Genomic DNA, 14,195 nt, shown 5'->3' on the forward strand with positions numbered 1-14,195 from the left:
TATAATTATGCTATTAAAGATTCAAAAATTATATCTGGGTTAGGCTTGCTATCATAACTCTTTTTAAACAGATAACCACTTGAAGTTTGTCTATAAAGATTCCAAGTATTAGGATATACATGCATTAAAGCTCCTTTTGATAAGGGCTCTAACCAATATACATTTTTCCATTTGGAGATAAATAATCTTCGTCTCTCACGAGCCACACTTCCAATCCCTATTGCTGCATCATCTAATTTTCCATTTAGCATAATTATTCTTCCATGATATTGATTGCTTAATTTCTCAAATTCTTCATAATCATAGTGCTGGGGTGAGACAGCTATAAGAAGTTTCTCACTCTTATCGAGAAACTCCTTTTGAAAAGCTTCCTTAAATGATTTTATATATTGACTTATTTCAGGTTCATCTCTTTTTGCTAAAGCTGTTGCACCTGCATCTGGCCAAAGTAAAAAAGGTTTGATATTTGCTGTATTCAATTTCTTAAACAGCCTAAAAGCGACAGGCATTAATCTAAGGCCTTCTAACTTTAAATCTATCGAAATACGAGATGAATAATTACATTCCAAGGATGCAAACAAGGAATCATAAAATTGTTTCTCTGCTTCTAAAAGTGTTCCTGGGAGGTTTTGTATCATGATCAAATCCTATTTGTTTAGACTAATCCATCCATAATCAATTCAAAGATGTTATGCATTCTTGTAATATATCAGGTACAGATTCAATATCACCATCTGATAACCAAGGTCCTAAAGAAAACCTCAATCCAGACTTACACCAATCTAAAGGTATCCCCATTGCTTTAAGAGTTTCGCTATAAGAAATAATTCCAGATTTGCAAGCGGTTTCACTACTTGCATAAATACCATTTTTTGAAAGTTCTCTCACTATTGTTCTTCCAGATAGAGGTTCGTTGTTCTTATTTCCTACAAGCATAGAAATATGGTTTGCTAGTCTGAGTTTAGGGTGACCTGTAAATTCTAAATTATCAAAATTCTTCAATCTATTTCTCAATCGAAATGTATATTCCTCTACTTTCTTATATTCACCTAAACAGTTCAGTGGTGAATCATTATCTATCAAGGGAGAATTTAATAGCTCTATTGCTAATGCCATGCCTGCTATAAGAGAGACTGGCTGAGTTCCAGATCGTAGTCCATTCTCCTGACCCCCACCTCCATATAATGGAGTAAAGGATTTATAAGTATCTGCTTTGACTAATAAAAATCCAACGCCTTTTGGGCCACAAAATTTATGTGAAGAAGCACTTAAAAGATCTACAGGCAATGCATTCCATTGGAATTTAAATTGAGATAGTATTTGGGTGGCGTCTGTATGGAAAATTATGCCTCTAGTTTTACATTCTCTCCCTATATCCTCTATCGGTTGAATTGAACCTACTTCACTTTGTCCCCATACTATAGAAACAATCTTTGTTGGGTATGAAAGCAAATCATCTAATCTGCTCATTTGAACTTGCCCGTATAAATCTACTGGCCAATATTCGATTTGCCAACCTTCTTTTATTAACATTTTTGCTGCAGATTGAACAGAAGGGTGCTCTACATTAGAGATTACTATTCGTCCTGGTTTGATTTTTTTAGCTGCGCCTTGTATAGCAAGATGAATAGATTCTGTGGCCCCAGAAGTAAAAAATATTTCATTGCATTCTGCTCCTAGTGATTGTCCGATACTTTTTCTACTTCTTTCTAATATTTCCGCTGCTTTTATCCCATAGGAATGAAGACTAGAGGGATTTGCCCAATAATTAATATCTATCTCATTAATCCTTTGTATAACTTCTTTTCTAGGAGGTGATGTAGCACTTCCGTCGAGATAAATATTTTGGTGATATAGATTATTTTTCATTTAAATTATTATTCAGAAAAATCAGAAACTTTAAATTGACCTGAATAAACTAATTGGGATGGTCCTTGCATAAAAACACTAGACTCTGGCTTAGGCCAACTTATTAATAACTGACCCCCTGGAAGGTTAACCTTGCTACTTGATCCACATAATCCCAACATATGTGTTACAACTAAAGTGGCACATGCACCTGTTCCACAGGCAAGTGTAGGTCCACATCCTCTTTCCCAAACATGAACTTCTAAACAATCATTTGATATAATTTTAACAAAGTGTACATTAGTTTTATTTGGGAATGAAGGATCTATTTCTAATACTTTGCCCCAATTATTTAGAGTAATCTCATTAATATCTTCAATATAAATAATCATATGGGGGTTACCCATCCCTACAGCAAAAACATTTAATTCTTTTTGATCTATAATTATCTTACCTTCAGGAACACCTTTTGAATTCGTTTTCAGAGTAGTGGGTATTTTAGATGGCTGAAAAGAAGGTAACCCCATATCAACAGAGATGGAGCTATCTTTCATAGTTGTAGCAACAACTATTCCAGACAGCGTTTCTATTCTTATTGACTCATTTAAATTAATCATTTTGCCATCTAATAAGAACTTTACTAAACATCTAACGCCATTACCGCACATTTCTGCTTCTGTTCCATCTGAATTAAATATTTTCATTCTTATTTTGTTGTTATCAATTGGTGGCAATAAAAGAATTAAACCGTCAGCTCCTATACCAAAATGGCGGTCACAAATGTTCCTTATGACGGCTTGTTTGGGCAAATTTAAATCATTGATATCTTCTAGTAGGCCATCGATGACAATAAAATCATTGCCAAGACCATGATATTTCCTGAATTTGACCATACTGTAGAGAGCTTTGTTCAAATGATGTTGTTCTAAAAATAATTAATTTTTGGTTCTAAAGGTCCTTAAAGTATTAGAAAGAAAACTCCTAAACACTAAAGGCACTTTTTGTGGCACGATCTTTAGACAATAATCCAATTCTGTGAAGGAGCAACAACCAAACACGAGCCCTCTAGAAAAAGCTTCTGATAGGTATAACCCTCGTGAGCTTGAAGAGCAATGGCAAAAACATTGGTCTAGTGCTGGTTTATATCGCACTCCAGTCCCCAAAAAAGGCCAAAAGCGATTTTATGCGCTCTCAATGTTTCCTTACCCTTCTGGAACACTTCATATGGGGCATGTAAGGAATTATGTCATCACAGATGTGATTGCTAGATTGCAAAGAATGAGAGGTAATGCCGTTTTACATCCAATGGGGTGGGACGCATTTGGCTTGCCAGCTGAAAATGCTGCCATTGAAAGAGGTATAGAGCCAGAGGTTTGGACCAACCAAAATATCTCCCAAATGAAGGCTCAACTTGAGCAACTAGGTTTGTCTATAGATTGGAGTAGAGAACAAACTACCTGTCATAAAAACTACTATAAATGGACACAATATATATTTTTAGAGTTATTTGAAGCAGGGCTAGCATATCAAAAAGAAGCAACTGTTAACTGGGATCCAATAGATAAAACTGTATTAGCAAATGAACAAGTAGATTCCGAAGGGAAATCATGGAGATCAGGTGCAAAAGTTATCAAAAAAGAATTAAAGCAATGGTTTCTAAGGATTACTGACTATGCTGAAGAACTATTAAATGATTTAAATAAACTGCCTGATTGGCCAGAGAGAGTAAGAACAATGCAAGCAAATTGGATAGGTCGTTCTAAAGGCTTAGAAATAGATTTTAAAATTGAAAGTAAAACAGATAAAATAATAACTGTCTTTACAACAAGACCCGATACAATTTATGGCTGTACATTTATTGTATTAGCACCGGAGAGTAAGATTATAAATGAAATAGTCAAATATGATATGATTTCTAAAGTTGATAAGTTCAGAAATGATACTAATAGATTAACATCTTTTGAAAGAACATCTGAAAGTAGAGAAAGTACAGGAATAGCTACTGGGGAATATGCTATAAATCCAATAAATGGACAGAAGGTTCCAATTTGGATAGCCGATTACGTACTAACTGATTACGGATCAGGAGCTGTCATGGCTGTGCCAGCTCATGACCAACGTGATTTTGATTTTGCAAATAAATATCAACTACCAATAAAATCAGTTATAAAAAATAATGATAGGCAAGACAAAGAGAAAAATATTAGATTATGGACAGGAGGAGGAAAACTCGAGAATTCAGAAGAATATAATGGATTAAATAATGTTGAGGCAAAAGCGAAAATAATTAAATTGGCGATAGATAAAGCATGGGGGAGAAGTAAAACCGAATATCGCTTAAGAGACTGGTTAATATCACGCCAAAGATACTGGGGTTGTCCAATTCCAATTATTCAATGTGAGGAATGTGGCCAAGTTCCAATAGAGAAAGATGATTTACCAGTAGAGCTTCCGAAAGAAATTGACAACAATACCAATGATATATCAAAACATAATAGTCTAGAAGAATGGAGCAATATATGCTGCCCTCTTTGTGGGAAAAAAGCCAAAAGAGAGACAGATACAATGGATACATTTATGTGTTCTTCATGGTATTTCCTAAGATTTGCAGACCCAGGAAATTTAGAAGCTCCATTTAATAAGCAACAAATAAAGAAATGGTTGCCAGTCAATCAATATGTAGGAGGTATCGAGCATGCAATTCTGCACCTACTATATTCTAGATTTATAACAAAAGCATTAAAGCAAAGAGACTTACATGATCTTGATGAACCTTTTCAAAAGCTTCTTACTCAAGGCATGGTGCAAGGAAGAACCTTTAGAAATAAAACTACTGGTAAATACATAAAAGCTTCTAAAATATCTAATGTCAAACAACCTATTGATCCTGATACTGGTGAGAAAGTAGAAATAATCTACGAAAAAATGTCTAAGTCCAAATATAATGGTGTTGATCCATCTGTGGTTATTGAAAAGTATGGAGCTGATACAGCTAGAATGTTTATCCTTTTTAAGGCTCCTCCCGAAAAAGATTTAGAGTGGAATGATTCTGATGTTGAAGGTCAATATAGGTTTATTTTAAGGATATGGAAATTAACTATTTCTTACTTAAACAAACATTCCTGTAGGATAAAGGATAATCAAAGCATTTTAATACATTCGGAGTTAAATCAGAATGAAAAGACATTAAATCGAGCTACACATAATGCCATTAAATCAATTACAGAGGACTTAGATCACGGATTACAACTTAACACAGCTATATCTGAACTTATGAAATTAACAAATGCAATGAATGAAAATATAAATAAAATAGATTGCAGAGTGGCGACTAATTCCATATCAGTTCTAATTAGGTTATTAGCGCCATTTGCTCCTCATATTGCTGAAGAGCTTTGGACAAAATTAGGAGGTACAAAAAGTGTTCATTTACAGTCATGGCCTATTTATAGTCCAGAAGCATTAATAACAGATACCTTTAATCTAATAATTCAAATAAAAGGAAAGGTTAGGGGTTGTATTTCTGTTGCCTCTGATACTAGCGTTAAAGAATTAGAAAAAATTGCATTAAGTAGTGACATAGCTAAGAAATGGCTTAATGGCTCCGACCCTACAAGAATAATTGTTGTACCAAACAAACTAGTAAATCTTGTTCCATAAGAGTTAGTCAATTAAGCTTAAATCTAAGAGTATCAGGTTTTGACCAATTTCCTTTTACATTATAGTTCATATTATTAGCAAGATGGTGTCTAAGTATAAAATAAATAGACTCAGAATTATCACCTGAAGTTAAGTCATTAATCTCAGAAATCGACCTTGATACTCTATCTGATAACAAATCAATAATTTCTTCCTTTAATCCTAGAATATTAGATGCTGCTTTTTTTCCTGCTTCTACACCAGGCTGATGATAAGCATTGATATTAATTAATTCGGCATAAAGTGAGACAGCTCTTTCGAATAATGCTATCAATGCACCAAGGCTAGTAGTATCAAATTTAGAAATAGTTATCGTGACACTTTGTTTACCCGCTTCGGTCAATGCTGTTCTAGTTCCTTGCATAAATCCTGAAAGAAAGTCTCCTGGATTTCTATTATTTATAGTTTTAATTTCTTCATCATCCGTAAGTACTTCTATAAAAGTTGCAAAATAATTATCAAGTCCATCTCTTAACTGCTGCACATATGCATGTTGATCAGTAGAACCCTTGTTACCGTATACAGATAAGCCCTGATTTACTAATTTACCATTTCTATCTAATCGTTTTCCTAAAGATTCCATTACTAATTGTTGAAGATAGCGACTAAATACTTCCAGCCTATCTCTATAAGGAAGTATAACCATGTCTCTAGACCCTTTACCTTCACCAGATTTCCACCATGCTAAAGCCAAAAGAGAAGCAGGATTTTCTAAAAAGTCATGATTACGAGTTAAATTGTCCATCAAGGATGCACCTGATAGAAATTTCTTAATGTCAGCTCCAACAAAAGCTGCTGGTAAAAGACCAACAGCACTGGTAATACTTGTTCTTCCACCAACCCAATCAGGCATATCAAATGTGTTTAACCAGCATTCTTTTCTGGCTAGCTTATCCAGTTGACTATCAACCATAGTTATTGCTACAGCCTGGGAGGGCCAATTACCTTTAATAGATTCCAATCGAAAACGCGCTTGTTCCATTGCTATTCGAGGCTCCGGAGTTCCTCCAGATTTACTGACAGTGACAAAAAGCGTTGTAGATAGTGAATCATGTATATCCTTTAAGATCTTATTAATTCCATTGGGGTCAACATTATCAATAAAATGTATATTTAATGGGTTTCCACTCATTTCTAATGCCCGAACTATAAGTAGAGGGCCCAATCCACTTCCACCGATACCTATCCACAAGACGTCAGTAAAATTCTTTCCATTTGGAGCTTTTAACTGGCCATTTATTATTTTGTTTGCAAATGAATGTATACGCTCAATTTCTTTTTCAATTTTATCTGAAATTCCCTTATTAGGAGCTAAACCAGAATTACGTAGCCAATAGTGTCCAACCTGCCTACTTTCATCTTGGTTGGCTATTGATCCTGACTCTAAGTCATCGATAGCATCAAAAGCTTTTTTAAATAATGGAGCGAATCTATTTAAATCAATAGCATTTATGTTCATTCTACTAACATCAAGCCATATTTTTAGTGACTCATCAAACCATAGAAGTTCACAAAACCGATGCCATTGCTTCTGTGGACTATTAATACTGAAATCAGGAAGGGTCATATTCGTTTAAGTTCCAAAACAATAGAACCTTTTAATGACAGAATGACAGGAGTATCATCTGATTTTTGATTCTAGGATTGGATATTAGCAAATAGTATTTTAATTGATGGGGAAAGAAATGATTAGTTGTGTTTGGTAATAAACAAATTTGAGTTTAGAATAAGTTAAGACTAAGATAAAACAATTAATATTAACAAACTAAATGATAATTTAAATTATTTTCAACCATTCTTGACGTAATGCAGAACAAGATTCATGAGCTTTACTATCGACCTTTAGATGCCATTTCTTTTCATTTATAGTATCAGCAAATAAATAAGATTGTTTTACTAGTCCCTGTCTAGAGTAAGTAATCAAAGATTTTTGTTCAGGTATTATTAAATTATCAATATCATTACTATGTTTTATTCTGAAATTATTTACAGCGATTATCTCATCATTCACAATTAGTCCGGCATTAGATGCAGGACTATCTCTATCAACTCTTTTTACCAAAAAATAGGATTCTTTATCTGTGGTTACTAAACCAGTATATATTTTTTTTAACGGCGATTGTTCTAAGGTCATTCCAACTAAATTGATTGAATTGTCTAGTGGTAATGTATTTTTACCATCTAACCATAAATCTAATTCCTCAGATAAGTTATTATCTATATATGATAATTCTTGTTTAATATCAGACCTTGAATAGCCTCTACCCGTCTTACCATAAATATGCCAAATCGTCCTTAAGAAAGCTGATAATGAGGAATTAACTTTTCTCAATCTAATATCAAGACAAAAAGCAAGTATTGCTCCAAAATGATAGTAATTAACCTGAGTTGATGAACTAACTATTGTAGAATTATATAATTTAATCCAAGCCTCTCTTGAACTGTCAGCGATTGTCTGATAGCTACTTCCTGGGGTACTGAGAACTATTGTTATTTCTTTAGAAAGATCGCAGATAAATTCATCAATACTTGTAATGCCTGCAATCATTGGAAGAGCCAAGTCAAAGTAACTTGTAATCCCTTCAGCAAACCATAATGAGTCCGTTATGATCGACTTGTTATAGTTATAAGAGTTATATTCAATTGGTCTTAATCTGCGAACATTCCATTGGTGGAAATATTCATGACCAACTAACTGAAGAAGTCTACGATAGCCTGATGATTCAGCTAAAGTCCTCCAGTCATATTGAATTACTGCACAATTATCATGTTCTAACCCACCATAAGCTTTATCAAGAATCTGAATAACAAGTAAATAATTGTCGCCTGATGGTGGCTCTTCTCTCATAACTTGACAACAAGCTTCGCATACATTCTCTAGATGGTGAAGAAATTCAATTGGGAGTTTTTTAGGGATCTTACCTGCTAAAACCAACCTGTGTTTTTTTTCCTGAACAAAAAATGGTTCAGAACCAAATTCACCTGCTGTTAATGGAGCATCTACAAAATGATCATAATCTTGGGCATAATATGTAGATTTTGTTCTAACAAGAGGAATATAAGCTTTCCAATTAGATGGTAAGTTGACTAATAACTGATAGGCTGTATTGCGATAACCATCAATAAGTAAAACAGCTGCTGAAAGAGATATAGAAGCAAAATCAGGGTCTATATAACATGTTCTAACAGTCAATTCTCTTGCTTCAATCCGATACTCTATAGTAATATTAGATAAATTAACTACTTCTATCTCCCAAGCACTAGCTTCAACCCTTTTTGGTTCTATACATTTATTATCCTGAGCAATATTTAAATCAAACAAATATTGTGCGTGATCTCTTATCTTATAAGATCCTGGAGTCCATACTGGTAAGATAAATCTGACTAACTTTGATTTTGGTTTGAACTTTATAGTAACTTTAAATTCTTGATTTCTTGGGCTAGTTAAATCTATTGCTACGTGAACATGTGCATCTAATTCCTTGTGATTCATTAGATCGAGAAAAAATTACGTAATAGGGAATTGCGAGATCAAGGTCACTTGCTATTATTAGTTTATTGTAAAAAGACTTCTATGGTTAGTTATTCGTCTACTATTACAGTATTGAAACTAAATTAGCATCCTAATCTAACATAATAGATCAATGAATATCGATCTTGGAGAATATCAAAACAATAATCATCTAATATCACCATTAGAGATTAAATTCCCGAAATTTACACCAAAGTTAAATCTGGCAGTAATGGCCTCGGGCGAGGGAAGTAACTTTGAAGCACTGGTTCATGCAACAAGGGGGAAATTATTAGATGCAACCATATCCATATTAATTGTAAATAATCCCAATTGTAATGCAATAAATAAAGCCAAGAAATTGAATGTTCCATTTACCATAATAAATCATAAGGAATATCGAAATCGCGAACAACTTGATTGTGAAATAATAAATCGACTGAAGAATCTATCTATAGATGGAATAATAATGGCTGGTTGGATGAGAATAGTTACCAATGTATTAATTAAAGCCTATCCAGATAGAATCATAAATATCCATCCATCACTACTGCCAAGTTTTCCTGGTATAAATGCTATCGAACAAGCTCTTAAAGAAAAAGTCTGTATAACCGGCTGTTCAGTACATCTAGTAAGAGAAAAAGTTGATAATGGACCAATTTTAATTCAAGCAGCCGTTCCAGTTTTAACTTCAGATAATAAGATTACTTTATCTAGAAAAATTCAAATTCAAGAACATCGTATTTTACCTATAGGGGTATCTATTGCTGGACAAAATTGGAGACATATGAAATCTTATGGGTAGAAAGGTTTTAAAGGAAGTCCAGTTTCCTGGGGCAATCCTGCCATTATATTTAAATTTTGAATTCCTTGTCCTGCCTGTCCTTTAACTAAGTTATCTATTACACTTATCAGTACAAGCTGACCAGTTCTCGAGTCAACTTGTACTGATAATAATGCTCTATTTGTTTGCCTAACCCATTTAGTCGATGGATATGTTCCTACTTGCATTATTCCTATATTAGGTTGATCTCTATAAACAGTCTCTAGGACTGTCAAGCAATCATCAGCTGTAAGTCCAGGATCTCTTAATCTTCCATAAACAGTAGAAAGTATACCTCTAACCATTGGAACTAAGTGAGGTGTAAATTGTAGTTGAATTTCTTGACCTGCAACTAAAGTAGCTTGCTCCTCTATTTCAGAGGTATGTCTATGACCAATTACACCATAAGGTGAAATTGCTTCTGAAGCTTCAGAAAGAAGTAAAGCCTCCTTAGGAGAGCGACCTCCACCTGATGTCCCCGTCTTAGAATCAATTATTAGACCATCGTTATAAATTAACCCCTGTTTAAGGAAAGGTAATAAAGGAAGTAAACTAGCTGTAGGAAAACAACCTGGAGAGGAAACTATTCTTGCTTTAGATATCTGGTTTGTATTCCACTCGGAAAGTCCATATATAGCCTCATTACATAAATCATGATCCCTACGATTGTATAATTTTGACTCTTTAATGTATATTTGCTTCCATTGTTCCAGAGAATTGTATCTATAATCCGCTGATAAATCTAGAACTCTTACATTGCGCTCTAAAAGTTCAGGCACAATTTGACTTGCTAAGCCATTTGGAAGACTAAGTATTGCAAAATCTGCATTTTTAGATATTTTTTCTGGATCTGCTTTTTCTATAGAAGGATTGTTTTCTAAAGGCAAAAAAGGACAAAGTTCATTCCATCGCCTACCAGCACTTTTGTCTCCAGCCAAATATGTAACATTGAAATATGGATGATCATTTAAAAGTCTTATGGATTGAAGACCTCCATAACCTGAAGCTCCAACAATCGCGACCCGACTATTTGAGCCATCCATAGCTTTAAAGGTCGTGCTAAGCATTACAATTTCCAATTATAGAAATTTTACTTCCGTAGATAATCAGTAAAGGCTCCTTGATCCTTAGAATCATTAGAAGTTGAAATCAAACGACTCCATCGAAATCAAGTTTGACCATATCGCCGATGCACTAGCCGCTATACGCAACGGGGAGTGCGTTGTAGTTGTCGATGATGAGCGTCGAGAAAACGAAGGAGATCTTATTTGCGCAGCAGAATTTGCTACTCCAGAGCAAATCAATTTCATGGCAACTGAAGCGCGTGGGCTTATTTGCCTTGCAATGCAAGGCAGCCGCTTAGATCAACTAGATCTTCCTTTAATGGTTGACAGAAATACTGATTCCAACCAAACAGCTTTTACAGTAAGCATTGATGCTGGGCCTGAATTTGGTGTAACTACTGGTATTTCTGCTGAAGATAGAGCAAGAACAATACAAATAGCCTTAAAGGCTGAGACCAAACCTATAGATCTTCGACGGCCTGGCCACATATTTCCACTCAGAGCTAAAAAAGGTGGTGTTTTAAAAAGAGCTGGACACACAGAAGCCGCTGTTGATTTATCTGAATTGTCAGGCCTATCTCCCGCAGGTGTGATTTGCGAAATACAAAATTCAGATGGATCTATGGCAAGGCTCCCACACTTACATGATTATGCGAGGAGTTGGGGGTTGAAGCTAATTTCAATTGCAGATTTAATACGTTACCGTTTAGAGAATCAACGATTTGTGCACAGAAAAGCAACTGCAAAATTGCCTAGCTTATTTGGTGGTTTTAACGCTATAGGTTATAAAAATGAACTTGATGGATCAGAACATGTTGCCCTAATTAAAGGAACTCCAGGAGATTTAAAAGAACCAGTTCTAGTCAGAATGCACTCTGAGTGCTTAACAGGAGATGCATTTGGTTCTTTAAGATGTGATTGTAGACCCCAACTTGAAGCTGCACTTGCAAGGATAGAACAAGAAGGTGAAGGGGTAGTGGTATATCTACGACAGGAAGGAAGGGGAATTGGGTTAATAAATAAACTTAGAGCGTATAGTCTTCAAGATGGCGGATTAGATACTGTTGAAGCAAATGAGAAATTAGGATTCCCCGCAGATCTAAGAAATTATGGTGTGGGAGCACAGATTTTGACAGACCTAGGAATTCATCGATTAAAATTACTCACAAATAATCCAAGAAAAATTGCAGGATTAGGAGGATATGGCCTGCAAGTAGAGCATCGAGTACCTTTAGTAATATGTCCTGGTGATCATAATGAAGCGTATCTTGCTGTAAAAAAAGAAAAGTTAGGTCATTTAATTGAACCAAAAATTGATCATGAAACATCAAATAATGAGATAGGAAGACATATCGTTGTTTTTTGGGATGGCAATATTGACAAGCTAAAGCAAGCTGAGCTAATTGATGATGCTAATAAAATCTCAGTAATTAATAATATAGAATTAAAAAATGAAACTTCATCTAGATTGATTGCACTATGGGGAAGCCCTACTTTTATGTGGAGGGTTATAGCTATAAGTAATAGTCATGATTCTTGTATAAAAAACTCCTCTTTAGAAAATTTTCTAAAGAGGGTAGCAAAATGGGATAGAACTACAAGAGTGGGGCTATTTAAAACAAATAAAGTTCAACAAGTTTTTCACCCCTCACAAAACATTCGAAATGAGTCAAAAGATATAAAACAACTGCTACTTGATAATAAAATAGATTTTAATGATGCCAATCAAACTCATATACCTAACATGATAATTTGGTCATAGTCTTTTAAGACTATTGAATTGCAATTTTATTTATCTTTGAACCATTCTTCAACATAAGGACAATATCTATATTTTTTGTTTCTCCGAAGACAGTGTGAACTCCATCCAAATGAGGTTGAGGTTGATGAACAATAAAAAACTGACTTCCACCGGTATTTTTTCCTGCATGAGCCATGGACAATGAACCTGAGAGATGTTTGTTCTTATTAATTTCACAGTCAATCGTATAACCTGGCCCACCAGTACCCGCAATACCTTTAGCTCCATCTCTCGAATTTGGACAACCACCTTGGGCCATAAAACCATCTATAACTCTATGGAAACAAAGCCCATCATAAAAACCCTCTTTTGCCAGTTTAACAAAATTTGCCACCGTATTAGGTGCATCATCCTCAAATAAATCAAGCTCTATTAAGCCTGCCTCTGTATCCATAAGAGCCTTAACCATTTAATCTTAAAAAGCAATAATAATTAATCATAACACAAATGCAGCAAGTTTAAAAGAAGGGATCGAATTTAGTCGGCAAGAGAATTCATTGCATAGGTGAATTCTTTATAAGATAAATTATTTGCTAGGATAATCTATTACATTTAAAGCTTCTCTAAGTGAATAATTATTTGCCTTAAGTATATTTTGTGCGTTATCAATATCCAAGTTTCCTAAGGCCATTAATAAGGATAATTTAACAGATCCATTACTTATTTCTAACAATTCTGCTCCTTCCTTCCTATTTATGTCAGCCAAGTCAGCCAAAATTCTTAAAGCTCTATCCATTAACTTACTATTTTTAACTGCAACATCAATCATTTTGTTTCCATAAACTTTTCCTAGTTTTACCATCAATATTGTAGAAATCATATTTAATGTCATCTTAGTAGCTGTAGCTGCCTTTAAGCGAGTCGAGCCTGACAATAATTCCGGGCCTGTTATTAACCTTATATCTACATCGCATTCTAAACGAGCTTGTTCTGCAGGGACTGATGCAATTGCAATTGATAGGGCTCCAATCCTAATGGCATGAGAAAGAGCAGATTTAACATAAGCCGTTGTTCCTCCTGCAGTAATACCTATTAAACAATCATTACTTGAAAAATTACGAGAATTAAGATCTTCTATTGATAAATACTCTAAATCCTCTAAGCCTTCAGAGCTAGTTGTTAAAGCTGCCGAACCTCCTGCAATGACACCTTGTATTAAATCAGGTGGGGAGCAAAATGTTGGTGGACATTCTGAAGCATCTAAAACACCTAATCTCCCAGAAGTTCCTGTACCCAAGTAAAACAAATTTCCTCCATTTTTCATCCTTGGTAATATCAAATCAATAGTCTTTATAATTTCTGGTATAGCTTTTGCAACTGCTAATTGTGGTTGAATATCTTCCTCTGAAAACAACCTAACCAATTCTGATGTAGAAAGTTGATCTAGATTTAGACTTCTTTCATTAGACATTTCTGTCATTAATTCGCCTCGGTCTTCCATAAGATTAA

General features: G+C 34.6%; 11 protein-coding genes. 3 read left to right on the forward strand and 8 right to left on the reverse strand.

Features of this window, described 5'->3' with window-relative positions:
* Positions 1–5: 5 nt before the first annotated feature.
* The 3 genes from SOI82_RS01995 to dapF are packed head-to-tail and all read right to left on the reverse strand — an operon-like array spanning position 6 to position 2,762.
* Entirely contained in the window at positions 6–638 is a 633-nt protein-coding gene (locus SOI82_RS01995; protein WP_320667717.1) for a DUF1995 family protein, read from the reverse strand.
* 37 nt (positions 639–675) lie between these two features.
* Entirely contained in the window at positions 676–1,869 is a 1,194-nt protein-coding gene (locus SOI82_RS02000; RefSeq protein ID WP_320667718.1) for a cysteine desulfurase family protein, read from the reverse strand.
* A gap of 8 nt (positions 1,870–1,877) precedes the next feature.
* On the reverse strand, positions 1,878–2,762 hold the full coding sequence (gene dapF / locus SOI82_RS02005; RefSeq protein WP_320667719.1) for a diaminopimelate epimerase: 885 nt from the start codon (positions 2,760–2,762) through the stop codon (positions 1,878–1,880).
* 121 nt (positions 2,763–2,883) lie between these two features.
* On the opposite strand from dapF, the gene leuS reads away from it, so the two are divergent.
* Positions 2,884–5,508 (forward strand): leucine--tRNA ligase, encoded by a 2,625-nt coding sequence (gene leuS, locus SOI82_RS02010; RefSeq protein ID WP_320667720.1) that lies wholly within the window; start codon positions 2,884–2,886, stop codon positions 5,506–5,508.
* Positions 5,509–5,515: 7 nt separating this feature from the next.
* Here leuS and SOI82_RS02015 read toward each other — a convergent pair whose 3' ends face one another.
* Together SOI82_RS02015 and SOI82_RS02020 are read right to left on the reverse strand one after the other, a co-directional pair.
* Positions 5,516–7,114: a glucose-6-phosphate isomerase gene (locus tag SOI82_RS02015; protein ID WP_320667721.1), complete on the reverse strand. Its 1,599-nt coding sequence runs from the start codon at positions 7,112–7,114 to the stop codon at positions 5,516–5,518.
* A 210-nt stretch (positions 7,115–7,324) separates the two neighbouring features.
* Positions 7,325–9,040: a M61 family metallopeptidase gene (locus SOI82_RS02020; protein WP_320667722.1), complete on the reverse strand. Its 1,716-nt coding sequence runs from the start codon at positions 9,038–9,040 to the stop codon at positions 7,325–7,327.
* 151 nt (positions 9,041–9,191) lie between these two features.
* Here SOI82_RS02020 and purN point away from each other — a divergent pair, with 151 nt between their 5' ends.
* Positions 9,192–9,863: a phosphoribosylglycinamide formyltransferase gene (gene purN, locus SOI82_RS02025; RefSeq protein ID WP_320667723.1), complete on the forward strand. Its 672-nt coding sequence runs from the start codon at positions 9,192–9,194 to the stop codon at positions 9,861–9,863.
* On the opposite strand, the gene argC is transcribed toward purN, so the two are convergent.
* Positions 9,854–10,924 carry an N-acetyl-gamma-glutamyl-phosphate reductase gene (gene argC, locus SOI82_RS02030; RefSeq protein ID WP_320667724.1) on the reverse strand — a complete coding sequence of 357 codons (1,071 nt, stop codon included), beginning with the start codon at positions 10,922–10,924 and terminating at the stop codon, positions 9,854–9,856. The two genes, purN and argC, sit on opposite strands and share 10 nt — an antisense overlap.
* A gap of 100 nt (positions 10,925–11,024) precedes the next feature.
* On the opposite strand from argC, the gene ribBA reads away from it, so the two are divergent.
* Positions 11,025–12,707, forward strand: coding sequence for a bifunctional 3,4-dihydroxy-2-butanone-4-phosphate synthase/GTP cyclohydrolase II (ribBA, locus tag SOI82_RS02035; RefSeq protein WP_320667725.1), 1,683 nt, complete (start codon positions 11,025–11,027; stop codon positions 12,705–12,707).
* A gap of 10 nt (positions 12,708–12,717) precedes the next feature.
* Here the strand turns inward: ribBA and SOI82_RS02040 are convergent, their stop codons facing one another.
* Entirely contained in the window at positions 12,718–13,155 is a 438-nt protein-coding gene (locus SOI82_RS02040; protein WP_320667726.1) for a peptidylprolyl isomerase, read from the reverse strand.
* 117 nt (positions 13,156–13,272) lie between these two features.
* Positions 13,273–14,187: an N-acetylmuramic acid 6-phosphate etherase gene (gene murQ / locus SOI82_RS02045; protein WP_320667727.1), complete on the reverse strand. Its 915-nt coding sequence runs from the start codon at positions 14,185–14,187 to the stop codon at positions 13,273–13,275.
* Between the last annotated feature and the right edge of the window lie 8 nt (positions 14,188–14,195).

This window comes from Prochlorococcus sp. MIT 1307 (genome assembly GCF_034092395.1).
Lineage (GTDB): Bacteria > Cyanobacteriota > Cyanobacteriia > PCC-6307 > Cyanobiaceae > AG-363-K07.

Bases quoted from the DNA above. Each gene is read 5' to 3' on its own strand.
- SOI82_RS02000 (WP_320667718.1), bottom strand. From the start codon at position 1,869: ATGAAAAATAATCTATATCACCAAAATATTTATCTCGACGGAAGTGCT.
- SOI82_RS02020 (WP_320667722.1), bottom strand. From the start codon at position 9,040: ATGAATCACAAGGAATTAGATGCACATGTTCACGTAGCAATAGATTTA.
- purN (WP_320667723.1), top strand. From the start codon at position 9,192: ATGAATATCGATCTTGGAGAATATCAAAACAATAATCATCTAATATCA.
- murQ (WP_320667727.1), bottom strand. From the start codon at position 14,187: ATGGAAGACCGAGGCGAATTAATGACAGAAATGTCTAATGAAAGAAGT.
- SOI82_RS02040 (WP_320667726.1), bottom strand. From the start codon at position 13,155: ATGGTTAAGGCTCTTATGGATACAGAGGCAGGCTTAATAGAGCTTGAT.
- SOI82_RS01995 (WP_320667717.1), bottom strand. From the start codon at position 638: ATGATACAAAACCTCCCAGGAACACTTTTAGAAGCAGAGAAACAATTT.
- argC (WP_320667724.1), bottom strand. From the start codon at position 10,924: ATGGATGGCTCAAATAGTCGGGTCGCGATTGTTGGAGCTTCAGGTTAT.
- SOI82_RS02015 (WP_320667721.1), bottom strand. From the start codon at position 7,114: ATGACCCTTCCTGATTTCAGTATTAATAGTCCACAGAAGCAATGGCAT.